The sequence below is a fragment of the Nocardioides gilvus genome (genome assembly GCF_003194605.1).
Classification (GTDB): domain Bacteria; phylum Actinomycetota; class Actinomycetes; order Propionibacteriales; family Nocardioidaceae; genus Nocardioides; species Nocardioides gilvus.
In genome coordinates this window covers 371,620-395,558 of record NZ_QHKY01000001.1, presented here as the reverse complement: position 1 = coordinate 395,558, position 23,939 = coordinate 371,620, and the positions used below count along the sequence as shown (strand labels likewise).

22 protein-coding genes are annotated in these 23,939 nt (G+C 68.9%); 18 read left to right on the top strand and 4 right to left on the bottom strand.

Annotated elements, in window-relative coordinates; all coding sequences use genetic code 11:
- Positions 1-296 precede the first annotated feature (296 nt).
- From DNK52_RS01860 to DNK52_RS01830, 7 genes are all read left to right on the top strand, one after another.
- Positions 297-1,289: an ATP-binding cassette domain-containing protein gene (locus DNK52_RS01860; protein ID WP_110238971.1), complete on the top strand. Its 993-nt coding sequence runs from the start codon at positions 297-299 to the stop codon at positions 1,287-1,289.
- Positions 1,286-2,122 carry an ABC transporter permease gene (locus DNK52_RS01855; protein WP_110238969.1) on the top strand — a complete coding sequence of 279 codons (837 nt, stop codon included), beginning with the start codon at positions 1,286-1,288 and terminating at the stop codon, positions 2,120-2,122. The genes DNK52_RS01860 and DNK52_RS01855 overlap by 4 nt, the downstream gene beginning before the upstream one ends.
- Positions 2,123-2,149: 27 nt before the next feature.
- Positions 2,150-3,172 carry an LLM class flavin-dependent oxidoreductase gene (locus DNK52_RS01850; RefSeq protein ID WP_110238967.1) on the top strand — a complete coding sequence of 341 codons (1,023 nt, stop codon included), beginning with the start codon at positions 2,150-2,152 and terminating at the stop codon, positions 3,170-3,172.
- 65 nt (positions 3,173-3,237) lie between these two features.
- Positions 3,238-4,914 carry a dihydroxy-acid dehydratase gene (ilvD, locus tag DNK52_RS01845; protein ID WP_110238965.1) on the top strand — a complete coding sequence of 559 codons (1,677 nt, stop codon included), beginning with the start codon at positions 3,238-3,240 and terminating at the stop codon, positions 4,912-4,914.
- A gap of 9 nt (positions 4,915-4,923) precedes the next feature.
- Entirely contained in the window at positions 4,924-5,481 is a 558-nt protein-coding gene (locus DNK52_RS01840) for a pyridoxamine 5'-phosphate oxidase family protein (protein WP_110238963.1), read from the top strand.
- 30 nt (positions 5,482-5,511) lie between these two features.
- Positions 5,512-6,507 (top strand): hypothetical protein, encoded by a 996-nt coding sequence (locus DNK52_RS01835; RefSeq protein WP_110238961.1) that lies wholly within the window; start codon positions 5,512-5,514, stop codon positions 6,505-6,507.
- Between the two features lie 111 nt (positions 6,508-6,618).
- Entirely contained in the window at positions 6,619-7,638 is a 1,020-nt protein-coding gene (locus tag DNK52_RS01830) for a S66 family peptidase (protein WP_110238959.1), read from the top strand.
- A 37-nt stretch (positions 7,639-7,675) separates the two neighbouring features.
- Here the strand turns inward: DNK52_RS01830 and DNK52_RS01825 are convergent, their stop codons facing one another.
- On the bottom strand, positions 7,676-8,503 hold the full coding sequence (locus DNK52_RS01825) for a class I SAM-dependent methyltransferase (protein ID WP_110238957.1): 828 nt from the start codon (positions 8,501-8,503) through the stop codon (positions 7,676-7,678).
- 320 nt (positions 8,504-8,823) lie between these two features.
- Between DNK52_RS01825 and DNK52_RS01820 the strand changes: the two genes are divergently transcribed.
- The 3 genes from DNK52_RS01820 (at position 8,824) to ilvC (ending at position 12,256) form a co-directional block, all read left to right on the top strand.
- Positions 8,824-10,587: an acetolactate synthase large subunit gene (locus DNK52_RS01820; RefSeq protein WP_239455399.1), complete on the top strand. Its 1,764-nt coding sequence runs from the start codon at positions 8,824-8,826 to the stop codon at positions 10,585-10,587.
- The gene (gene ilvN, locus DNK52_RS01815; protein ID WP_110238953.1) at positions 10,587-11,132 is read left to right on the top strand and encodes an acetolactate synthase small subunit; all 546 of its coding nucleotides are present in this window, start codon (positions 10,587-10,589) and stop codon (positions 11,130-11,132) included. Before DNK52_RS01820 ends, ilvN begins: the two co-directional genes overlap by 1 nt.
- A 98-nt stretch (positions 11,133-11,230) precedes the next feature.
- Positions 11,231-12,256, top strand: a complete 1,026-nt coding sequence (gene ilvC / locus DNK52_RS01810; RefSeq protein WP_110238951.1) for a ketol-acid reductoisomerase — start codon at positions 11,231-11,233, stop codon at positions 12,254-12,256.
- A gap of 126 nt (positions 12,257-12,382) precedes the next feature.
- On the opposite strand, the gene DNK52_RS01805 is transcribed toward ilvC, so the two are convergent.
- Positions 12,383-13,240, bottom strand: a complete 858-nt coding sequence (locus DNK52_RS01805; RefSeq protein ID WP_110238949.1) for an ABC transporter permease subunit — start codon at positions 13,238-13,240, stop codon at positions 12,383-12,385.
- Positions 13,237-14,136, bottom strand: a complete 900-nt coding sequence (locus DNK52_RS01800; protein ID WP_204163332.1) for an ABC transporter ATP-binding protein — start codon at positions 14,134-14,136, stop codon at positions 13,237-13,239. Before DNK52_RS01800 ends, DNK52_RS01805 begins: the two co-directional genes overlap by 4 nt.
- Positions 14,137-14,287: 151 nt before the next feature.
- Here DNK52_RS01800 and DNK52_RS01795 point away from each other — a divergent pair, with 151 nt between their 5' ends.
- The 4 genes from DNK52_RS01795 to yczE all read left to right on the top strand — a co-directional run bounded on the left by DNK52_RS01795 (position 14,288) and on the right by yczE (position 18,661).
- On the top strand, positions 14,288-15,055 hold the full coding sequence (locus DNK52_RS01795) for a DsbA family oxidoreductase (protein ID WP_110238945.1): 768 nt from the start codon (positions 14,288-14,290) through the stop codon (positions 15,053-15,055).
- Positions 15,056-15,080: 25 nt separating this feature from the next.
- Positions 15,081-16,193: a hypothetical protein gene (locus tag DNK52_RS01790; RefSeq protein ID WP_110238943.1), complete on the top strand. Its 1,113-nt coding sequence runs from the start codon at positions 15,081-15,083 to the stop codon at positions 16,191-16,193.
- Positions 16,194-16,286: 93 nt separating this feature from the next.
- Positions 16,287-17,873 carry a phosphoglycerate dehydrogenase gene (gene serA / locus DNK52_RS01785; protein WP_110238941.1) on the top strand — a complete coding sequence of 529 codons (1,587 nt, stop codon included), beginning with the start codon at positions 16,287-16,289 and terminating at the stop codon, positions 17,871-17,873.
- Positions 17,874-17,980: 107 nt separating this feature from the next.
- A complete protein-coding gene (gene yczE, locus DNK52_RS01780; RefSeq protein ID WP_239455323.1) occupies positions 17,981-18,661 on the top strand; it encodes a membrane protein YczE in 681 nt (226 codons plus the stop codon).
- Here the strand turns inward: yczE and DNK52_RS01775 are convergent.
- Entirely contained in the window at positions 18,642-19,208 is a 567-nt protein-coding gene (locus DNK52_RS01775) for an O-methyltransferase (protein WP_110238939.1), read from the bottom strand. The genes yczE and DNK52_RS01775 overlap by 20 nt on opposite strands.
- 578 nt (positions 19,209-19,786) lie before the next feature.
- Here DNK52_RS01775 and DNK52_RS16405 point away from each other — a divergent pair.
- From DNK52_RS16405 to DNK52_RS01760, 4 genes are read left to right on the top strand one after another with little or no spacing between them, the layout of a single operon-like run.
- Positions 19,787-19,915: a hypothetical protein gene (locus DNK52_RS16405; RefSeq protein WP_275426126.1), complete on the top strand. Its 129-nt coding sequence runs from the start codon at positions 19,787-19,789 to the stop codon at positions 19,913-19,915.
- Positions 19,916-19,926: 11 nt separating this feature from the next.
- Positions 19,927-20,985 (top strand): 3-isopropylmalate dehydrogenase, encoded by a 1,059-nt coding sequence (locus DNK52_RS01770; RefSeq protein ID WP_110238937.1) that lies wholly within the window; start codon positions 19,927-19,929, stop codon positions 20,983-20,985.
- A 9-nt stretch (positions 20,986-20,994) separates the two neighbouring features.
- Positions 20,995-22,068, top strand: a complete 1,074-nt coding sequence (locus DNK52_RS01765; RefSeq protein ID WP_110238935.1) for a branched-chain amino acid aminotransferase — start codon at positions 20,995-20,997, stop codon at positions 22,066-22,068.
- Between the two features lie 22 nt (positions 22,069-22,090).
- Positions 22,091-23,935: a serine/threonine-protein kinase gene (locus DNK52_RS01760; RefSeq protein ID WP_162598552.1), complete on the top strand. Its 1,845-nt coding sequence runs from the start codon at positions 22,091-22,093 to the stop codon at positions 23,933-23,935.
- Positions 23,936-23,939 lie beyond the last annotated feature (4 nt).

Below are 23,939 nucleotides of genomic sequence, written 5' to 3'. Positions count from 1 at the left end.
GCCTCCTGAACGCGCGTCTCTTTACCCTAGCGAGGCGTTCCACCGGGAGCCCGGCGTGGTGGCCACTCAGCAAAACGCCCCGGTCGCCCGCCACGACGCTGTGGGAGGGAGACCGGGGCGGCCCTTGCAGGAGCCCTGTGAAGAGGTTAGGAAGCGCTCGCTGCGTCCATGTGACGCTCATGTGACGTCTGTGTGAACTGGTCTCGGGCCATCAAATAAACCTATTGGCGGCGCCCTGCGATCCGCGTACGGTGGTGACTCGGGCGTCGAGGGGCGGCGCACGACTGGAGACATTGATGACAAGCACCGCAAGGTCGGTCGAGACCGCGATCGAGGCGGTCGACCTCGTGAAGCACTTCGGCGACACCGTCGCCGTCGACGGAGTCAGCTTTTCGGTGCCGACGGGGTCGGTGCTGGGGCTCCTGGGCCCCAACGGGGCCGGTAAGACGACGACCGTACGGATGATGACCACCCTGACCCGGCCCACCAGCGGCACGGCCCGGGTGGCCGGGTTCGACGTCACGAAGGACCCGGACGGCGTACGACGCTCGATGGGCCTGACTGGCCAGACGGCGACCGTGGACGAGCTGCTCACCGGCACGGAGAACCTCCAGCTCGTCGGGCGCCTCTACGGGCTGGACCGGGCCACGGTGAAACGGGTCTCCGACGACCTGTTGGAGCGCTTCTCGCTGACCGATGCCGCCCGCCGCGTGGTCAAGACGTACTCCGGGGGGATGCGGCGCCGACTGGACCTCGCGGTGAGTCTGGTCGCGACTCCGCCGGTGCTCTTCCTCGACGAGCCGACCACCGGGCTGGACCCGCGCAGCCGGGTCGAGCTGTGGGAGGTGCTGCGCAGTCTCGTCAACGACGGCACAACGCTGCTGCTCACCACCCAGTACCTCGAGGAGGCCGACCAGTTGGCCGACAACATCGTGGTCATCGACCGCGGCACAGTGATCGCCGAAGGGACGCCACTGCAGCTGAAGGATGCGTCCGGACGGGCTGCGCTGGTGGTGACGGTGTCGAGCGCCGAGGACCTGGGCAGGGCCGAGGGCCTGCTGCGTGGCATCAGCGCCGAGGTGCACGTCGACGCCGCCGCGCGACGGCTGACCACCCCGGCCGAGGGGTTGGGCGACGTCACGAAGGCCGTCGCGGCCTTCGACGGCAGTGGTATCGATCTGGACGACCTCGGGCTCCAGCGCCCCAGTCTGGACGACGTGTTCCTCCACCTGACCGGTCGCCGGGCCGAAGACGTGGCCGACACTGCTGAGGAAGAGGTGCCGGCATGAGCCCGGGAAGCATCGTCGAACGCCCCCAGATCCAACGCACCTCGCTGTGGCAGCAGTCGTGGGCGATCACCCGCCGCAACCTGATCCACATCCGCCGGATGCCGGAGATGCTGCTCGACGTCACCCTGCAGCCGGTGATGTTCGTGCTGCTCTTCGCGTACGTGTTCGGTGGCGCCATCGCGGTCCAGGGCGCCCCGGACGGCTACCGCGAGTGGCTGCTGGGTGGGATCATGGCCCAGACGATGGCGTTCGCCTCCTTCATCGTGGCCGTCGGGCTGACCGCCGACATCGAGAAGGGGATCGTCGACCGGATGCGGTCGCTGCCGATCCATCTCTCGGCCGTGTTGGTGGGGCGCAGCCTGTCGAGCCTGGTCCACTCCTCCCTGGGCATCGTGGTGATGAGCTTCACCGGGTTGGTCGTGGGGTGGCGGATCCGCGGCTCCTTCCTCGACGCGGTGCTTGCGTACGGGCTGCTCGTCCTGTGGGCCTTCGCGATGATCTGGCTGGGGATCTTGGTGGGCTCGTCGATGAGGTCCGTCGAGGCGGTCAACGGGGTGATGTTCACCGTGATGTTTCCCATCACCTTCCTCTCCAACGCGTTCGCGCCCACCGAGCGGATGCCGACCTACCTGCGCGTCGTGGCCGAGTGGAACCCGATCTCGTCCCTGGTCCAGGCCATCCGCGAGCTCTGGGGGAACACAGTGCCGGTCGGCCCCGACGCGGCCCTGCCCCTGCAGCATCCGGTGCTCTCGACGTTCATCTGGACTGTCGCCCTGACCGTGGTGCTCGCCCCGTTGGCGCTGAACGCGTTCCGGAGAAGGACGCGGGAATGAACTGCATGGTTGATTGTTGAACCAGTCATGAAGAAGATTGGGTTCCTCAACTTCGGTCACTGGACCGACTCCCCGCACTCGCAGGTGCGCTCCGCCGCCGACACCTTGCTGCAGTCGATCGACCTCGCGGTCGCGACCGAGGAGTTGGGTGGGGACGGGGCCTACTTCCGCGTGCACCACTTCGCGCGGCAGCTCGCCTCGCCGTTCCCGCTGCTCGCCGCGATCGGCGCGAAGACCTCGCGGATCGAGATCGGGACCGGCGTGATCGACATGCGCTACGAGAACCCGCTCTACATGGCGGAGGACGCCGGCGCGGCCGACCTGATCTCCGGTGGCCGGCTCCAGCTCGGCATCAGTCGAGGATCACCGGAGCAGGTCGTCGACGGATGGCGCTACTTCGGCTACGGGCCGGGGGAAGGCGAGGACCACGCGGACATGGCACGTCGTCACACCCGTGTCTTCCTCGACGTGCTGCGTGGGAAGGGGTTCGCCGAGCCGAACCCGCGCCCAATGTTTCCCAACCCGCCCGGGCTGCTCCGCGTGGAGCCCCACTCGCCTGGCCTGCGGCGACGGATCTGGTGGGGCGCGGCCTCGGAGGCGACGGTCCGCTGGACCGCACAGCAGGGCATGAACTTCATGAGCTCCACCCTCGTCGCCGACGAGTCCGGTGAGCCCTTCCACGTCCAGCAGCGCAAGCAGATCGACGCGTTCCACGACGAGTGGGCCAAGGCCGGCCACGACTGGGAGCCCCGGGTCTCGGTGAGCCGGTCGATCATGCCGATCACCACCGACCAGGACCGCGCCTACTTCGGCCGCGACGGCAACAGCCGCGACCAGGTCGGACAGATCGAGCCGCAGCTGCGGGCCGTCTTCGGTCGTTCGTACGCCGCCGAGCCCGACGTGCTGGTCGAGCAACTGGCCGACGACGAAGCGATCGCTGCTGCGGACACCCTGCTGCTCACCGTCCCCAACCAGTTGGGGGTCGACTACAACGCCCACCTGCTCGGGTCGCTGCTCACCGAGGTGGCTCCGGGGCTCGGCTGGCGCTGACCCCGGGTGGCCTGACCTGCGGTCCGCCCCCGAGCCGGTCGGAGACCCGGACTAAAGTCAGGCCCATGAGCGACGCCCCCGACATGAAGCCCCGGTCCCGCGACGTCACCGACGGTCTGGAGAAGGCTGCCGCGCGCGGCATGCTCCGTGCCGTCGGGATGGGTGACGACGACTGGGTCAAGCCGCAGATCGGGGTGGCCTCCAGCTGGAACGAGATCACCCCCTGCAACCTGTCGTTGGACCGGTTGGCCAAGGCCGTGAAGAACGGCGTGCACGCCGGTGGCGGCTTCCCGCTGGAGTTCGGCACGATCTCCGTCTCCGACGGCATCTCCATGGGCCACGAGGGCATGCACTTCTCCCTGGTGAGCCGCGAGGTGATCGCTGACTCGGTGGAGACCGTGATGATGGCCGAGCGCCTCGACGGCTCCGTGCTGCTGGCTGGCTGCGACAAGTCACTGCCCGGCATGCTGATGGCAGCTGCCCGCCTCGACCTCGCCAGCGTCTTCCTGTACGCCGGGTCGACGATGCCGGGTCAGGTCGACGGCGAGGACGTCACCATCATCGACGCCTTCGAGGCCGTCGGTGCCTGCCTGGCCGGCAAGATCACCCGCGAGGAGGTCGACCGGATCGAGCGCGCCATCTGCCCCGGCGAAGGCGCCTGTGGCGGCATGTACACCGCCAACACGATGGCGTCGGTCGCCGAGGCGCTGGGCATGAGCCTTCCCGGCAGCGCCGCCCCGCCGGCGGTCGACCGTCGCCGTGACGGGTTCGCCCACCGCTCGGGTCAGGCCGTGGTGGAGATGCTGCGCCAGGGCATCACCGCCCGCCAGATCATGACGCGCCCCGCCTTCGAGAACGCGATCGCCGTCGTCATGGCGCTCGGTGGCTCCACCAACGCCGTGCTGCACCTGCTCGCCATCGCTCGCGAGGCCGAGGTCGACCTCACGCTGGAGGACTTCAACCGCATCGGCTCCAAGGTGCCGCACATCGGCGACCTCAAGCCGTTCGGGCGCTTCGTGATGAACGACATCGACAAGATCGGCGGCATCCCGGTCGTGATGAAGGCACTGCTCGACGCAGGCCTCATGCACGGTGACGTGCTGACCGTGACCGGCAGGACGATGGCCGAGAACCTCGAGGCGCTGGCCCCCAACGGTCTGGACGGAGAGGTGTTGCGCGCCTTCGACGCCCCGATCCACGCCACCGGCGGAATCACCGTCCTGCACGGTTCCCTGGCGCCTGAGGGCGCCGTGGTCAAGAGCGCCGGCTTCGACGACACCACCTTCACCGGCACCGCTCGCGTCTTCGACGGCGAGCGCGCCGCGCTCGACGCGCTCACGGCCGGCGAGATCAAGGCGCGCGACGTCGTGGTCATCCGTTACGAGGGCCCCAAGGGCGGCCCGGGCATGCGCGAGATGCTCGCCATCACCGGTGCGATCAAGGGCGCCGGTCTGGGCAAGGACGTCCTGCTGATCACCGACGGTCGCTTCTCCGGCGGCACCACCGGCCTCTGCGTCGGCCACATCGCACCCGAGGCCGTCGACGGTGGCCCGATCGCCTTCGTCCGTGACGGTGACCCGATCACCCTCGACGTCGCCAACGCGTCCCTGGACGTCGTCATCGACGACCTCGAGGCGCGCAAGGTCGGCTGGGAGCCCAACAAGCCCAAGTTCACCCGCGGGGTCCTGGGCAAGTACGCCAAGACCGTGCAGTCCGCCGCCCACGGCGCCGTCACGAGCTGATCTCCACCGATGGGGAAGACGTACGGGAGCATCGACGAGCGCCTGAAGGCCTTCGTCGAGGCCCAGTCCGTCTTCTTCGTGGCCACCGCGCCCTCCGGCGACGGTGGCCACGTCAACCTCTCGCCGAAGGGCTTGGCGGACACGTTCGCGGTCATCGATGAACACACGGTCGCCTATCTCGACCTGACCGCGAGTGGTGCTGAGACGATCGCCCACGTGCGCCAGAACGGGCGGATCACCGTGATGTTCTGCTCGTTCGACCGGACACCCAACATCGTTCGCCTGCACGGACGGGGACGAGTGGTCAGCCGCTACGACGACGACTTCGACGCATGGGCAGGCCGGTTCGCGCCCAATCCGGCTGCTCGAGCGGTGATCGTGGTCGACGTCGAGCGGGTCAGTGACTCGTGCGGCTTCTCGCTGCCGCTGATGAGCCTCGACGCCGAGCGGGACCTGCTCACCCCCAACATGGAACGCCGCGGAGCGGACGGCATCGTCGCCTACCGGCAGCAGAAGAACCGGACCAGCATCGACGGTCTACCCGCGTTCGACGACGATCCCGTCTAGGGTCGCCACATGTTCCGGGGGAGACGCGCTGTGTCCGCGTACGTGTCCGCGCTGCTGGTCCTCTGCTGTCTGGTGGCGGCCGTGTCGATCGCAGGCCTGGGCGCCGACGAGTCGACGACCGAGTCGAGGAGCCAGTCGACCAAGGGGTCGACCAGCGAGGCACCCGAGAACGTCACCCAGGAGACGCCCGCGCCCACCCCCGCGGTGACGACCAAGGTCGCCAACGAGACTGCGTCGATGTCGACCTTGCCCGGGGGCGGCACCAAGGTCTTCGGACGCAAGCGGTTCCTGGTCGCCTACTACGGCACCGCGGGCACCGACGCGCTCGGCGTGCTGGGCGAACGTCCACCCGACCAGATGCACCGTCGGCTGCGCCGGGCGGCCCGCGACTTCAAGCGTCGCGGGGAGCAGATCCTGCCGGTCTACGAGTTGATCGTGACCGTCGCCGACGCCACTCCCGGCAAGGACGGCGACTACAACCACGACATCTCACGTCGGGCGGTGCGGAGTTACATCAAGGCCGCCGAACGCAACGGCGCGTTGGTCGTCCTGGACATCCAGCCCGGTCGCGACGACTTCCTCACCGTCGCCAAGCGCTGGGAGTGGGCGCTGGAGCATCCCCTGGTCGGACTGGCCCTGGACCCGGAGTGGCGGATGGGTCCGCGCCAGGTCCCCGGGAGGGTGATCGGCTCGGTGCGGGCACGTGAGGTCAACCAGGTCTCGGCCTGGCTCGACCGCCTCACCCGCCGGCAGGACCTGCCCGAGAAGGTCTTCATGCTGCACTCGTTCCGCAGCTCCATGATCGTCCGTCCCGACCGGCTGGTGGACCGTCCGGAGCTGGCCGAGGTGCTCCACATCGACGGGTTCGGTACGCCGTCGCAGAAGCTCGACACCTACCGGGCGCTCGCGCGGCCGCGACAGTTCAGGATGGGCTTCAAACTCTTCTACGACGAGGACGTCCCGATGATGCGCCCGCGCGCCGTCCGGAAGATCCGACCCAAGGTGCGGTTCGTCAGCTTCCAGTGACCTCCGGTTGCCCGTCGGCGTCGGCCGTCGTCTCGGGGGAGTGGCGCTTGCCGGCGCCCTGGATCAGGGGGCCCGGTTGCCCGTGGACGGTGACGCGGACAGGATGGCCGAATGATTCGCTACCCCCAGCCCCTGAGCCCCGGCGACCGGATCGGCATCACGAGTCCCTCCAGCGGGGTGCAGACCGCCCTCCGCGGCCGTCTCGATGTCGCGATCACCTGGCTGCGCGACGCCGGGTACGAGGTCGAGGTCGGTGACTGCATGGGCGGCGACGCCGGACACCTCAGCGCCCCGGTGGAGAAGCGAGCCGCGGAGCTCAACCGCATGCTGCTGGATCCGGCGATCCGCGTGGTGCTGCCGCCGTGGGGAGGCGAGACCGCGATCGACCTGGTCGACCACCTCGACTGGGACGCGTTGGCCACCGCGGAACCCACCTGGTTGGTGGGCTACAGCGACATCAGCACACTCCTCCTGCCCCTCACGCTGCGACTGGGCTGGGCCACGCTGCACGGTGCGAACCTGATGGAGACGCCGTACGCCCCGGCCGACGGCGTACGCCACTGGACCGACGTGCTCGCCGGCACCGGACCGATCACCCAGCACGCCCCGGGAGTCCACCGCAGCGGTGGTCACGACGACTGGGAGGCGGACCCGGCCATCACCACGTACGACCTGGACGCCACGGGCACCTGGGAGGTCGCGGGCGGCGGCGGGGTCGACGTCACAGGCCGTCTGATCGGTGGCTGCATCGAGACGATCAGCAACCTCGCGGGGACGCCCTACGGTGACGTGGCGGCGTTCGGTCGCGAGCACGCGGACGAGGGGCTCATCGTCTACCTGGAGGCCTTCGGGGACCCAGCTCTGGAGATCTGCCGCAACCTGCACGGCCTGCGACTCGCGGGATGGTTCGACGAGGCGGAGGCGATCCTCATCGGACGCACCACGGCGCCCGCCTCGGGTGACTTCAGCCAACGTGACGCGGTCCGCGACGCGCTCGCGATGCTGGACCTGCCGATCGTCTTCGACGTCGACTGCGGCCACGTGCCGCCATTCCTCCCGTTGGTCAACGGGGCGCTGGCCCGGGTCACCGTGGCGGGTGCCGAGCGGAGCCTCACCCAGGAACTGATCTGACGTCGCTGTCCCGGTGCCGTGCCGCCGTGGGCAGGCGTCAGAGGCGGTAGATCTGCGGCTCGAGGACAGGGTTGTCGCTGCGCTGGAACTCGGTCTTCACGACGTCGTTGAAGCGGATCCCGCGGCGGGCCAGGCCGCGACGGGTCCGCCACGTCAGCACGTCGGTGGCTGCCAGGATGACCCGGGTGGCGAGGTCCTTGGAGTGCCCGGGCTCGGTGAGCGCCCGCGCCATGAAGTCGGCGGGCACCTCACCCTTGACCTCGTACTTCACCTTGTCCTGCCAGTGGAGCATGACCACCCGGTCCTCGAAGCGACTGTCGAGCACCTTGCGTACCGGCACCTCGAGCCCGGTCCGGGCGAGGTACTCGCCGACCTCGTCGTCGAAGAAGCGCTTGGTCTTGGGTTCGAAGACCAGGGTGCCTCCCTCCATCCGGCACCACCACACATGGCTGGGGAAGTCCACGATCTTGGCGCTGGCGGCCTCGGGGACCTCGATGTAACCGGCGCGGGAGACCCGCATCAGCTCCTCCAGCACCGCGGCCGGGTCCGGCACGTGCTCCAGCAGGTTGGAGCAGATCGTGTAGTCGAACGCGCCGTCGCGGAACGGCATGTTGCTCGCGTCGGCGTCGAAGAGGGGGCGGCTCACCTTGGCGCCGTGGGAGCCGGAACGCTGGGAGGCGTACTCCTCGCCGGGGTAGAGGTCGAGCAGGACGTCGGCCCGCCACGAGGGCTTGTCACCGCTGCCGACATCGAGCACTCGCGCGTCTGCCGGGATTGGCAGGGCGATGCGGCGCTCGTGGAACAGCTTGATCTGGGTCGCGATCGACATGACAGGGATGGTCTCACGCTCCGTGGTCTGCGTCACGATTGTTCGTCACGCGGACGCGGTGGAACCCTGCCCACCGCTCAGGCAGCGCTGCTGGAGGCCCTCATCATCTGGACCGCGGTACCACGATCTGGGACGCGTGGCAGACTAGGTTGACGTTGGGTGCCACGACGGCGACCGTTGGTCTATGCGCATGGACCTTCTTGTACGCACTGGACGCGTGAGCTGAGGAATCTGAATTCCCCAGACGCACGCGTCTCCCCTCGTCGCCGACTCCGGCCGAGGGGTTTTTTGTTGGGCACACACCGATGGCGGCCGACCGGGCCGCCGACGAGCAGGGCAGTGAGGAAGAGACAGAGATGAGCGAGCAGGGCGGCGCGATCACCGGCGCACAGAGCCTGGTGCGATCACTGGAGCACGCTGGAGTCGAGCACATCTTCGGGATCCCCGGGGGAGCGATCCTCCCGGCGTACGACCCCTTGATGGACTCCAAGAAGATCCGCCACATCCTCGTTCGCCACGAGCAGGGTGCCGGCCACGCGGCCCAGGGTTACGCCGCAGCCACCGGCAAGGTCGGTGTCTGCATGGCGACCTCGGGTCCCGGCGCGACCAACCTGGTCACCCCCATCGCGGACGCCCACATGGACTCCGTGCCGATGGTCGCCGTCACCGGGCAGGTGGGTGCCTCGATGATCGGCACCGACGCCTTCCAGGAGGCGGACATCCGCGGCATCACGATGCCGATCACCAAGCACAACTTCCTGGTCACCGACCCGGCCGACATTCCCCGCACCATCGCGGAGGCGTTCCACATCGCCTCGACCGGTCGCCCCGGGCCCGTGCTGGTCGACGTCGCCAAGTCGGCCCTGCAGTCGATGACCGACTTCGACTGGCCCTCCGAGATCAACCTCCCCGGCTATCGGCCCGTCACCCGTCCGCACAGCAAGCAGATCCGCGAAGCCGCACGCATGATCCTCGCTGCCAAGCGTCCGGTCCTGTACGTCGGTGGTGGCGTGATCCGCTCGCGCGCCTCCCGTGAGCTGCTCGCCCTGGCCGAGTTCACCGGCATCCCGGTCGTCACCACCTTGATGGCTCGCGGTGCCTTCCCCGACTCGCACCCGCAGCACCTCGGCATGCCCGGCATGCACGGCACGGTGCCCGCGGTGGCCGGTCTGCAGCGCTCCGACCTGATGATCAGCCTCGGTGCGCGCTTCGACGACCGCGTCACCGGCAACCTGGACTCCTTCGCGCCCGGCGCGCTGGTCATCCACGCCGACATCGACCCGGCCGAGATCGGCAAGAACCGTCACGTCGACGTGCCGATCGTGGGCGACGCGCGTGAGGTCATCTCCGAGCTGCTGATCACCCTCCAGCTCGAGTCCGAGCAGGGCAACGTGGGTGACTACGAGCAGTGGGTCGCCTTCTGCGCCGGTCTGAAGAAGCGTTACCCGCTGGGCTACGACAAGCCCTCGGACGGCAGCCTGGCCCCGCAGTACGTGCTCGAACGACTCGGCAAGATCGCCGGCCCCGAGGCCATCTACGCCTCCGGCGTGGGCCAGCACCAGATGTGGGCGGCGCAGTTCATCGGGTACGAACGCCCCAACACCTGGCTCAACTCCGGCGGTCTGGGCACGATGGGCTACTCGGTCCCCGCTGCCATGGGCGCCAAGGTCGGTCGTCCCGACGCGACCGTCTGGTCGATCGACGGCGACGGCTGCTTCCAGATGACCAACCAGGAGTTGGCCACCTGTGCGATCAATGACATCCCGATCAAGGTGGCGCTGATCAACAACGAGGTGCTCGGCATGGTCCGCCAGTGGCAGACCCTCTTCTACGGTGAGCGCTACTCCAACACCGACCTGCACACCGGCCCTGCGCGTCGGATCCCTGACTTCGTGAAGCTGGCCGAGGCGTACGGCTGCGTGGGTCTGGCCGTCGAGTCCGAGGACGAGGTGGACGCCACGATCGAGAAGGCCATGGAGATCAACGACCGCCCGGTCGTGGTCGACTTCCGGGTCAACCGTGACTCCATGGTGTGGCCGATGGTGGCCGCCGGCACCAGCAACGATGACATCAAGTACGCCCGGGACATGGCGCCCCAGTACGACGAGGACGACCTCTGATGAGCAAGCACACCCTTTCCGTCCTGGTGGAGAACAAGCCCGGTGTCCTGACCCGGATCGCGGCGCTCTTCAGCCGCCGTGGGTTCAACATCGACAGCCTGGCCGTCGGACCGACCGAGCAGCCCGACGTCTCTCGCATGACGATCGTCGTCGAGGTCGAGGGGTTGCCGCTCGAACAGGTCACCAAGCAGCTCAACAAGCTGATCGAGGTCCTCAAGATCGTCGAGCTCGACGGTCCCTCCTCGGTGCGCCGCGAGCTGCTGATGGTCAAGGTCAAGGCCGACCACGACACCCGCGGCCAGGTGCTCGACGCCGTGCAGCTCTTCAAGGCCAAGGTCATCGACGTCGCTCCCGAGGCCGTCACCATCGAGGTGACCGGCAACTCGGCCAAGCTCAAGGACTTCCTCGCGGTGCTCGAACCCTTCGGCATCCGCGAGCTGGTCCAGTCGGGCATGGTGGCGATCGGCCGCGGATCCCGCTCCATCACCGAACGCACCGCCAGGCCGGCCCCCGTGCCGGTCGCGCAGCCCGACCCCTCCGCCTGACTCCCGCCGCCCCGGGGGAGACCCCGGGTGGTGGCGTACGACCTGCCCGTTGCGAAACTTTCACAACGGCATCACCCCCTCAAGAAGGAGAGCCCGACGTGGCTGAGATGTTCTACGACGACGACGCTGACCTGACCCTGATCCAGGGCAAGAAGGTCGCCGTGATCGGTTACGGCAGCCAGGGCCACGCCCACGCCCTCAACCTGCGCGACTCGGGCGTCGACGTCCGCATCGGTCTGCCCGAGGGTTCCAAGTCCCGCGCGAAGGCAGAGGACGAGGGCTTCACCGTCCTCAACCCGGCCGACGCTGCGAAGGACGCCGAGGTCATCGTGATCCTCGCCCCCGACCAGCACCAGCGCAAGCTGTACGCCGACCACATCGCGCCCAACCTCAACGAGGGCGACACCCTGGTCTTCGGCCACGGCTTCAACATCCGCTTCGGCTACATCACCGCCCCCGAGGGCGTCGACGTGATCATGGTCGCCCCCAAGGCTCCGGGCCACACCGTGCGCCGTGAGTACGTCGCGGGTCGCGGCATCCCGGACATCATCGCGGTCGAGCAGGACGCCACCGGCGCTGCCTGGGACCTCGCGAAGTCGTACGCGAAGGGCATCGGCGGCACCCGCGCCGGCGTCATCAAGACCACCTTCACCGAGGAGACCGAGACCGACCTGTTCGGTGAGCAGGCCGTCCTCTGTGGTGGCGCCTCGCAGCTCGTCCAGTACGGCTTCGAGACCCTGACCGAGGCCGGCTACCAGCCGGAGATCGCCTACTTCGAGGTGCTGCACGAGCTCAAGCTCATCGTTGACCTGATGTGGGAGGGCGGCATCGCCAAGCAGCGCTGGTCGGTCTCCGACACCGCTGAGTACGGCGACTACGTCTCGGGCCCGCGCGTCATCGACCCGTCGGTGAAGGAGAACATGAAGGCCGTCCTCGCGGACATCCAGAGCGGTGCCTTCGCCAAGCGCTTCATCGACGACCAGGACAACGGTGGCAAGGAGTTCCTCGAGCTGCGTGCCAAGGGTGCTGCCCACCCGATCGAGGCCACGGGCAAGGAACTGCGCAGCCACTTCTCGTGGAAGCAGCAGGACGCTGACTACACCGACGGCTCCGCTGCACGCTGATTCCACTGCTTCACGAACGACCCCCGTCGAGAGATCGACGGGGGTCGTTCCGCGCTTCTTTCCCGGGACGTCATCACCTCCGGTTGCTCCACCGACCGGGACTGATGACCTCCCGGGAGGGACGGGCTACTTGATCTCGCTGCGGAACAGGAAGCGCAGGCCCACCAGCAGCGGTACGCCCATCCAGATCACAGTCGTGACGGCCAGCTGGACCCACTCCTGGTCGGAGGGGACGCGCTCGAAGAGGGACGTGACGTTGTAGAACTGGTCGACCCAGGGCCACACGTCGGCGAAGGACTCCTGGTAGAAGGCGAGCGCGCCGAACACGTTCGGCAGGATCAGGCTGTAGACGAAGTAACCGACGATGGCAGCGGGGGAGTTGCGCAGCACCACACCGAGGGTGAAACCCATCAGCATGCCCAGGACATTGGCCAGCATGACCATCAACAGGTCGGTGAAGCCGAACTCCCACACCGGGTCGATGTCGTGCACGGCTGCCCCGAGCAGGTTGCCCAGGGCTCCCACACCCATGGCGACGAGGATGCCGACGATCCCGATCGACACGGTGACGAGGGCCTTGCCCGTGATCACGCGCCCCCGGTGGGGCACCAGGGTGAAGGTCGTGAGTCCGGTGCGCTGACTCCACTCGGAGGTGACCGAGAGGATGGCCAGCATCGGCAGGAGGATGGCGATCGGCATCCCGACGGCGGCCGAGAAGTTCGCGTACGTGATTGCGTTCTCACCGCCGAACAGGATCACTGCCCCCGAGGCGAGCACCGACAGGATGGCGATGCTGGCCATCAGCCAGAAACCCGAGCGGGTGTTGAACATCTTGACGAACTCGACCCGCACCAGTGCGGTGAAGGTAAGGGCGGGAACGTCGTCGCGTGGTCCGCGACGCACCGGGCTGCCCGCAGGGCCGATCTGGGTGGAGGGCGAGTCGTACGGGGTGGGTGCGCGGTAGGTGGCCGGTGTGGTGCTCATGCTGCGACTCCTTCACGCTGCGAAGCGGCGGTGAGTTCGAGGAACATCTCCTCCAGGCCGGCGCCATCGGCGGACCTGAGCTCGGTGAGGGCGACCCCGGCGGCGAGGGCGACGCGGCCGACCATGTCGGGGGAGGCATCGGTGTGCAGGGCCTTGTCGGGAGTACGCGTGACGTGCAGGCCAGCGGCCTTGAGTGCGACGGCGAGTGCATCGACGTCGGTGCCGCGGACGACGGTGCCGGCAGCGGCCAACAGGTCAGTCTTCGTGCCCTGGGCGACGATGCGACCGTTGCCGATCAACACCAGGTCGTCGGCGATCACCTCGATCTCGTGCAACAGGTGGGAGGAGAGGAGCACGGTCCCACCGTCGTCGGCGAAGGTCCGCAGCAGATCGCGCATCCACCGGATTCCGGCGGGGTCGAGACCGTTGGCCGGCTCGTCGAGGATCAGCACGTGGGGGTCACCCAGCAGCGCTGCGGCGATGCCGAGGCGCTGGCGCATCCCCAGTGAGTAGTGCCTCACCCGCCGGGTCGCCTCCTCGTCACTGAGGCCGACCAACCCGAGCATCTCGTCGACGCGGCTGAGAGGCAGACCCATCGTGAGTGCGGCGACCTTGAGGATGTCGCGGCCGGTACGACCCGCGTGCTGCGCGGAGGCGTCGAGCAGCACGCCGACCTCGCGGCCGGGGTTGGGGAGGTCTGCGAAGTGGCGGCCGTTGACCAGCGCGGCACCGGTGGTCGGCGGGGTCAGACCCACCATCACCCGCATCGTCGTGGACTTGCCGGCGCCGTTGGGCCCCAGGAAACCAGTGACTCGCCCCGGCTGTGCCGTGAACGAGACGTCGTCGACGGCGAGGAATCCGCCGTACCTCTTGCTGAGTGCGTCGATGGTGATCATGAACCTCACCTTCGCGTCCGGACCTGCCCGGCCACATCGGTGAAACCAACCGCCTCGACCCCCGAGCAACCCTGAGAGCGCTCAGGGTTGCCCCCTGCCCCGTTCAGGGGACGCCGGGGAACAACGCGTCGCGCCGGCGCGTTTGAGGCACATGCGCATCGAGATCTGGAGTGACGTCGTCTGCCCGTGGTGCTACATCGGCAAGCGTCGTCTGGAGACCGCCCTGTCCACGTTCGAGCACGCCGACGACGTGGAGATCATCTGGCGCTCCTACCAGCTGGACCCCACCGCGCCCCGCGACCAGTCGCTCACCACCCTCGAGGCGCTGGGCGCGAAGTTCCCCGGTGGTCCCGACCAGGTGCGCGAGATGCTGGCCCGCACCCGTGGTGTCGCTGCCGAGGAAGGGCTGGAGTTCGGTGACCACTCGTTCCACGCCAACACGGTGGACGCCCACCGGGTGCTCCACCTGGCTCTGGTCGAGGGCGGACCGACGCTCCAGGGCGCCCTCAAGGAGGCGCTGCTCGCTGCACACTTCGTGGACAACGCGAACGTGGGCGACCACGCAGTGCTGACAGAGGTCGCCGTACGCACCGGGCTCGACGCCGCGCGCGTCACCGCGGTCCTGGCGGGGGACGAGTTCGCGGACGCTGTCCGGGCCGACATCGACCAGGCGCGGGCGCTCGGCGCCACCGGGGTGCCGTTCTTCGTGCTCGACCGCAAGTACGGCGTCTCCGGTGCCCAGCCGGCGGAGTCCTTCACCCAGGTGCTCGAGCAGGCATGGGCGGATGCTCACCCGCAGATCACGATGGTGGGCCAGACCCCGGATGGCCAGACCCAGGATGGCCAGACCCGGGATGGCCAGACCCAGGGTGACGAGACCGGCGACGTGGCTTGCGGGCCGGACGGCTGCGCCATCTGAATGCGTCGCCCGGCATGATGTCGGTGTGACCCAAGGTTCTCTCGCCCCCAGCCGGTCCCGGGCTCGCGAGATCGGGGTCGACCTCGCCCGAGGCGCCGCGATCATCTCGATGTTCGTGGCCCACACCGCTCCGAGCGCTGGTCCAGGCGGGCTCTTCCAGCTCTCGGAGTTCCTGACCTTCCCGCTCTTCGCCCTGCTGGTGGGGGCCGGCGCCGAGCTGGCCGCACGACGACACGGCCCCGGGGTCCATCTCGTCGGAGCCGTGGTGCGGGCGGTCGCGCTGCTCGGTCTCGGCTGGTTGCTGGCCCAGAGCGCCGCCCTGGTGGTCATCGTGCTGGCTCCCTTGGGACTGCTCACGCTGCTCTGCTGGGGGATCTCGCGTGCTCCCTCCTGGCTGGTGGGTCTGGTGGCAGTCCTCGCCGCGGCGATCGCCCCGTGGACGATCGACAGCTCCCGCGAGGTGTGGTCCGACGCGGTCACGTCCGGCGACACGACCCGGATGTGGTGGCTCGAACTCCTCATCAGCACCTCCTACCCCCAGGCCGTGCTCGTGCTGATGGCCGCCGTGGGGATCCTCCTCACCCGGCTGCTGCTCCCGCGCGAGCGGCCCAAGCCTTCTGCCTGGCTGCCGGCCGCGGTCACGGTGGCGGCTGTGTGCGCGACCGGAGCGATGATCGTGGGCAGGCTCCTGGGCCAGATCGACTTCCTGGCCTACCAGACGACGTGGACCGAGCAACTCTTCGTGGTGGTGCTCGCCAGCGCGGTCTACGCCGGGTGCGTGACCTTCGCCTCCCTGCCGGTGGCAAGGGTCGCTCTGCCGCTGGCCTGGGTGGGCGCGATGACGTTGACGCTCTACTCGCTCCATGTCGCTTGGTTGGCGTGGTGGGTGGACCTCTTTCCCGGCCGCTCGGACGACACCTGGCTCAACGTGGTCGGGATGAGTGTCGTGGCCGTCGTCGTCGCGTCGGCGTGGCGGGCGGCGCGGTTGCCGCACGTGTGGAGGCGCGGACCGGTGGAGGGTGTGGTCGGGCTGGTCGCCGAATTCGCGATCCGTGTGACCGGGGTCGCAACGCCGGATACACCCGAGCCGGTCTCATCGAGGCAGACCTCACGCTCCGACGCAGAGGCCCGCAGGTAGGATCGCCACAGGCACAGCGTTGTGCACACCGCGTTGACGACCCATCCGCGGGATCCGCATTTCCACCAATTTTGACTAGCTGAGGACCCAGCTGTGACCAAGCCCGTCGTACTCATTGCCGAAGAGCTCAGCCCCGCCACCATCGAGGCGCTGGGCCCGGACTTCGAGATCCGCAACTGCAACGGTGCCGACCGGGCCGAGTTGCTCGCCGCGATCGTCGACGTGGACGCGATCCTCGTCCGGTCCGCGACCAAGGTCAACGAGGAGGCCCTGGCCGCGGCGAAGAAGCTCAAGGTCGTCGCCCGCGCCGGCGTCGGTCTGGACAACGTCGACGTGAAGGCCGCCACCCAGGCCGGTGTCATGGTCGTCAACGCCCCGACCTCCAACATCACCAGCGCCGCCGAGCTCGCGGTCGCTCTCATGCTGGCCGCCGCCCGCCACATCAGCCCGGCCCACGCTGCGCTGCGCAACGGCGAGTGGAAGCGCTCCAAGTACACCGGCATCGAGCTGTTCGAGAAGACCGTCGGCATCGTCGGGCTCGGCCGCATCGGCGTCCTGGTCGCCCAGCGCCTCGCCGCGTTCGGCATGAAGGTCATCGCGTACGACCCCTACGTGCAGGCCGGTCGCGCCGCCCAGCTGGGCGTGCGTCTCGTCGACCTCGACGTGCTGCTCGCCGAGGCCGACTTCATGAGCGTGCACCTGCCCAAGACCCCCGAGACCGTCGGTCTGATCGGGGCTGCGGAGCTGGCGAAGGCCAAGCCCGAGCTGGTCCTGGTCAACGCCGCCCGTGGTGGCATCGTCGACGAGGCCGCCCTCTACGAAGCACTCAAGTCCGGCCAGATCGCCGCCGCGGGTCTCGACGTGTTCGACAAGGAGCCGTGCACCGACAGCCCGCTCTTCGAGCTGGAGAACGTCGTCGCCACGCCCCACCTGGGCGCCTCGACCGACGAGGCCCAGGAGAAGGCCGGCGTCTCGGTCGCCAAGTCCGTGCGCCTGGCCCTCTCGGGTGAGCTCGTGCCCGACGCCGTCAACGTCCAGGGCGGCATCATCGCCGAGGACGTACGCCCCGGCATCCCGCTCACCGAGAAGCTCGGTCGGGTCTTCACCGCGCTGGCCGGCGAGGTCGCCCAGTCCCTCGACGTCGAGGTGCGTGGCGAGATCACCCAGTTCGACGTCAAGGTGCTCGAGCTGGCGGCCCTCAAGGGCGTCTTCGCCGACGTCGTCGAGGACCAGGTCTCCTACGTCAACGCCCCGCTGCTCGCTGCCGAGCGCGGCGTCGAGGTCCGCCTCATCGCGGAGTCGGAGAGCCCGGACCACCGCAACCTGATCACGATCCGCGGCACGCTCGCCGACGGTGAGCAGATCTCCGTCAGCGGCACCCTGGTCGGGATGGCCCAGAAGGAGCGCCTCGTCGAGGTCAACGGCTTCGACCTCGACATCGAGCCCACCGACAACCTGGCCTTCTTCACCTACGTGGACCGTCCCGGCATGGTCGGCACCGTCGGCCGCATCCTGGGTGAGGCGGGCGTCAACATCGCCGGCATGCAGGTCGCCCGCGACGCCAAGGGCGGCGACGCCCTCGTGGCACTCTCCGTCGACTCCGCGATCTCGGTCGAGTCGCTCGCGGAGATCAAGGGCGCCATGGATGCCACCAAGGTGCGCGCGGTCAGCCTCGTCTGATCCTGCGTTCGTCCCGACGGCCCGGTGGTGCACCTGCACCGCCGGGCCGTCGGCGTTCCAGCAGCCCGCGATGAGCCCCCCGGCTCCTATTGGGGGAGAATCGCCCGGTGTTCCGCTCACCCGTGCCCTCTCCTGCCACCGCCCTGCTCGACCTGGGACCGATGGCCCAGTTGCGGGCCGGTCGGCTGGCCAGGCGCTTCTCGCAGCTGACCGTCGGCCTGGTGCTCTTCGGGGTCTCCCTGGCGTTGATGGTCGAGGCCACCTTGGGCCTGGCGCCGTGGGACGTCCTGCACATGGCGTTGACCGACTACCTGCCGCTGACTCTGGGCCAGATCGTGGTCCTGATGAGTTTCGTGGTCCTGCTGCTGTGGATCCCGCTGCGCGAGAAGCCCGGCATCGGGACGGTGGCCAACGCGATCGTGGTCGGCCTGGCTGCGGACGCGACCTTGGCGCTGGTCACCGGACCCGAGACCCTGTGGGCCCGGATCGCGCTCGTCCTGCTCGGCGTCGGGCTGAACGCCGTGGGCGGCGCCCTTTACATCGGTTCGCAGTTCGGACGCGGCCCCCGTGACGGGCTGATGACCGGGTTGTCACGGCGTACGGGGCTCTCGCTGCGGCTGGTCCGCACCGGCATAGAGGTGACCGCGGTCGTGCTCGGTGTCCTGCTCGGTGGCGCCCTCGGGGGAGTGCTGGGCCTGGGGACCGTGCTCTACGCGGTGGGGATCGGCCCGCTCACCCAGGCGATGCTGCCTGCGTGCACCGTCGACATCAGCGCCGCGTCGCGATGATGACCGAGGCGTCGGACGCGATCATCACCTCGACCGCGGTGAAGCGCTCGTCGGTGAGCCACTCCTCGCGCAGCGTGTCGACCCGACCGAGGTAGATCGGGGGCCACGACTCGCACGGCGTGAAGTCGTCGAGGACCACGATGCCACCGGGCTCGAGCAGGTCGGCGACCTTGTCGACCCGGACACTGCTCGGGTCGCCCGAGTCGAGGAACAGCAGCGAGAAGGGACCCTTGCCGGCGAGCGTCGACCAGTCGGCCTCGAAGACCTCGACGGTGTCGTCGTCGCTGAAGATCTCCGCAGCCGCCTGGGCGAGGCGCGGGTTCAGCTCCGCGGTCAGGATCCGTGCGTCGGTGCGTACGCCGGAACGCAGCCAGGCCGTGCCCACGCCGGCGCCGGTGCCGAACTCGGCCATCACGCCACTGCGGGTGGCGGCCAGCGCAGCCAGGAGGCGGCCGGTCTCGTTGCGGCAGAAGGAGACGTACCCCGCGCGACGCGAGACGTCGAATGCGCGCCGGACGATCTCGGGCAGATCTGGTGAGGCGCTCATGGGTTGCATTCTTCCACCGCAGGCAGGCCGGTCCTGACACCGTCCAGCGGCGGACGTACGCCGGGGCGACCGGTGTGGGATCCAGACCGCGCCGCCGTACCCGCGCGCGAGGTGGACGTGGCCCAGAACACGTACGGAAAGTACTCGACATCGCAGGTGGCGCTGCGTATGGTCACTCCATCATGCGGAGCATTCTCGTAGTCGTCTGCCGCGGCGAGGCCTGAAGAGGGCCACCTCGCCGCGGTGGTTCGGCGAGTACGAGGCCCTCGAACCAGCAGCCTCTCTCCTTGCTCCGCGACAGATCATCTGACACGAGTCGGCGCGATCCGCTCTCTCAGGTCCGATGGTCGGGCACACCCGACGTCATCACCGCACGGCGTCGACAGCCTCGCGATCAGCGAGTGCCACCCCGACCCGGACCTCACCTCCGCCACCTGACCGGTGATGAGGAGTCCTCCCCACTTGTGCGTGGGGCGCAGGGCAGCACCCGGCGCGACCCGGAACGACGGTCGCGCCGACGCATCCACATCTGAAGAACTCCACCCCGGTTTCCGGGGTCATCACCCACAGGAGCGATCATGTACACGTTGAACCCGGCCGACTGGGGCCCCGGACGTCACAACCCGCAGAGCCCCCACAGCCACCACGCCCTGCAACTCGTCGCTGACCAGCGTGACGCGGCGGACCAGCGACCCGACGACAACTGATCTGTGGAGCCATGACCCTCACCTCGCCCGAGTCCCCGATCAACCTCGCCGTCATCCCCGGCGACGGCATCGGACCCGAGGTCACCACCGAAGCGCTCAAGGTGCTCGACGTGGTGGCCCCCAACGCCTTCTCCACCACCCACTACACCTTGGGTGCGGAGCACTACCTCGCGACCGGCGAGGTGCTGCCTGACTCGGTCCTGGACGAGGTGCGTGGACAGGACGCCATCCTGCTCGGCGCGATCGGCGGCAAGCCGAACGACCCCAACATCCCGCCCGGGCTCCTGGAGCGTGGGCTGCTGCTCACCCTGCGCTTCGAGCTCGACCACCACGTCAACCTGCGTCCCTCCAAGCTCTACCCCGGAGTCGGTTCGCCGCTGGCGAACCCCGGTGAGATCGACTTCGTGGTCGTGCGTGAAGGCACCGAGGGTCCGTACACGGGCAACGGGGGTGCCATCCGGGTCGGGACCCCGCAGGAAGTGGCGACCGAGGTCAGCCTCAACACTGCCTTCGGTGTCGAGCGCGTCGTGCGCGACGCCTTCGCCCGAGCGATGCGTCGTCCGCGCAAGAAGGTCACGTTGGTCCACAAGACGAACGTGCTGGTGCACGCGGGATCGATCTGGTGGCGCCTGGTCAACGAGGTCGCCGAGGAGTTTCCCGAGGTCACCGTGGACTACCTGCACATCGACGCAGCCACGATCTTCATGACCACCGACCCCGGCCGCTTCGACGTGATCGTCACCGACAACCTCTTCGGCGACATCATCACCGACCTGGCCGCCGCCGTCACTGGTGGCATCGGCCTGGCGGCGTCGGGCAACCTGAACCCGTCGCGCAGCACGCCGTCCATGTTCGAGCCGGTCCACGGCTCTGCCCCAGACATCGCGGGTCAGCAGAAGGCGGACCCGACGGCGGCGATCCTGTCGGCCGGGATGCTCCTGGACTTCTTCGGCAACACCGAGGGCGCCGCGCGCATCGAGGCGGCCGTGGCCGCCGACATCGCCGAGCGTGTCGCCGGTGGGCCCCGTACGACTTCTGCGATCGGCGACGCCATCGCCGCACGAGTGTAGGTTCGAGACATGGAGATCAGCACCACGCTTTCCGACACCCCCGTCTCCGAGGCCAGGCTCTCCGAGATCCTCGTCGACCCCGGCTTCGGCGTGCACTTCACCGACCACATGTTCACCGTCGAGTGGACTCCGGAGAAGGGGTGGCACGACGCCCGGATCACCCCCTACGGTCCGCTCGTCCTGGACCCCGCGACCGCCGTCCTGCACTACGCGCAGGAGACCTTCGAGGGGATGAAGGCCTACCGCCACGCGGACGGCTCGGTCCACCTGTTCCGTCCCGAGGCCAACGCTGAGCGGATGATCCGGTCCAGCCAGCGTCTGGCGCTGCCCGAGCTGCCCGTCGACGACTTCCTCGCTGCCGTCGAGGCCCTGGTCAAGGTCGACGCGCGCTGGGTCCCCGAGGCCCAGGGGGAGAAGAGCCTCTACCTGCGTCCCTTCATGTTCGCCAGTGAGAAGTTCCTGGGGGTGCGCCCCAGCCAGCACGTCACCTTCATGGTGATCGCCAGCCCCGCCGGCTCCTACTTCAAGGGCGGTCTGAAGCCGGTCAGCCTGTGGCTCACCGAGGACTACACCCGCGCGGGGCGCGGCGGCATGGGCGCAGCGAAGACGGGCGGCAATTACGCCAGCTCGCTGGTCGCCCAGCAGGAGGCCACCGCCAACGGCTGCGACCAGGTCGTCTTCCTCGACGCCCAGGACGGGCTGTACGTCGAGGAGCTCGGCGGGATGAACATGTACTTCGTGTTCCGCGACGGCTCGATCGTCACCCCGGCCACCGGCACGATCCTCGAGGGGATCACCCGGTCCTCGATCATTGCCCTGGCCGAGCAGCTGGGTCACGAGGTCACCGAACGACGCTTCGCCATCGACGAGTGGCGCTCGGGCATCGCGTCCGGTGACATCGTCGAGATCTTCGCCTGCGGCACCGCCGCCGTGGTCTCACCGGTGGGGGAGTTGCGCTCGGCCGCCGGGACCACCGCGGCCCCGGCGTCGACCGAGTTGACGATGAAGATCCGCTCCGCGCTGGTGGACGTGCAGTTCGGACGCGCCGAGGACACCAACGGCTGGTTGCGCCAGGTTCTGTGATCGGCGCGGTTAGCCTCGTGACGTGAGCGTCACACCTCGACCACCAGCGCCCCCTCGCGGGTTGACGGTCGGCGGCTACCAGCTGCTGACCCGACTCGGTGAGGGCGGCATGGGGGTCGTCCACCTGGCGCGACGTCCCGGTCAGGAGCGGGTCGCCCTGAAGGTGATCCGCCCCAACGTGGTCGGTGACGACGAGTCCCGCGCGCGGTTGGCCCGCGAGGTCAACTCGCTGCTCAGGATCCGGAGCCGTCGGGTCGCCGAGATCATCGACGCGGACCCGTGGGGCGACATCCCGTACGTCGCGACCCGCTACGTGCCCGGGTACTCGCTGTACGACCAGGTCGCGCAGGAAGGTCCGCTGCTCGGCGACGAGCTGGTCTGGTTCGCCCGCTGTCTGGCCCAGGCCATCGAGGCGGTGCACCGGGTCGGTGTCGTGCACCGTGACATCAAGCCGTCCAACATCCTCATGGTGGGTCGCAACCCCGTCCTGATCGACTTTGGTCTGGCTCGCCTCGCCGACGACCCACGGCTGACGGCGCAGGGGTGGTTGCTGGGCACACCCGGCTACCTGGCCCCGGAGATCCTGCACGGCGAGGACGCCAGCCCCGCCTCCGACATCCATTCCTGGGCGGCGACCGTCGCCTACGCGGGGACCGGACGGGCACCCTTCGGCAGCGGTCCGTCGATGGCGATCATGGACCGGGTCCGTCGCGGTGAGCACGACGTCTCCGAGTTGCCCGAGGAGGTGCAGGAGGTCGTGAGCGCCGGGCTCGACCCGGAGCCCCGCAATCGGCCCACCGTCGCCGCGATCCTGACGTGGATGGAGTTGGAGGACGAAGGCTTCGCCGCCGACGAGAGCGACCTCGACCCCGACGACGGGACGGAGTTGGTCGACCTCCACGACGACACCGCCACCAGGCCGGTGCCGCTGACACCCTTTCCGGTGACCCGGCCCTACACGCAGGTCGTCCAGGCGCCACACGAGCCCACGACGCCGCCGGTGGAGTGGTGGGAGCGGCATGAGGAGGAGTGGGCCGAGGACACCACCGTCCACCTGCCCCTCGACTCGCACCACGAGCCCGAGCCCGACGAGGAGTGGCTGCACTCCACTCCGGTGGGCGACCGGGAGTTCGCCGAACGACATGACGTGGCCGAGTTCACCGACGACGACCCCGATGATGGGGACGACCTCGACGGGGACGATCGCTACGGGGGCGATCTGGACGGGGACGACCTGGACGGGGACGACGAGGTCGAGTTCACCGACGACCCGTGGACGGCGCCCGAGACCCCGACCGAGCGCGTACGGCTGGGTGTGCGGCTGCGGAGAGCCACCCTCTTGCTCACCCTCGGCGCCGGAGTCAGTCTGGCCTTCGTGGCCGCGCCCTACGTGACGACGGCGCTCCTGACAGCGCTGGTGTGGTTGCTGCGGACGCTCTCGCACAGCATGAGCGCGAGCGCTGAACGCCGCCGGCTGCGCGGCTCGAAGTGGTACGACGGTGTCCAGAGCGTCGCGACCACGCCGGTCCACGTCTTCTCCTCGATCCCCGGCACGCTGGCCCTCCTGCTGTGGGCCGCCGGGTTGAGCGCGGTCGCCGGGTTGATCTGCTTCACGGTCGCGGCCCCGGTGCAGAGCTCTCTGCTCGTGATGGGCGCCGGCCTCGTCCTGGGGTTGTGGGTGGGACCCGGCGCCACCCGGGTGCGCCGCGCGGTGTCCCCGGTCGTACGACCCTTCGCTGCGCGGGGCTGGCTCTGGCTCCTCACCTGGGCGTTGTTGGTCGGTCTGCTCGTCCTGCTCGTCGGCGACTTCCAGGGACAGCCCACCGACTGGTCGCCCGCGGTGGGTGCGCCGTGGGACAACGTCTGAGCGG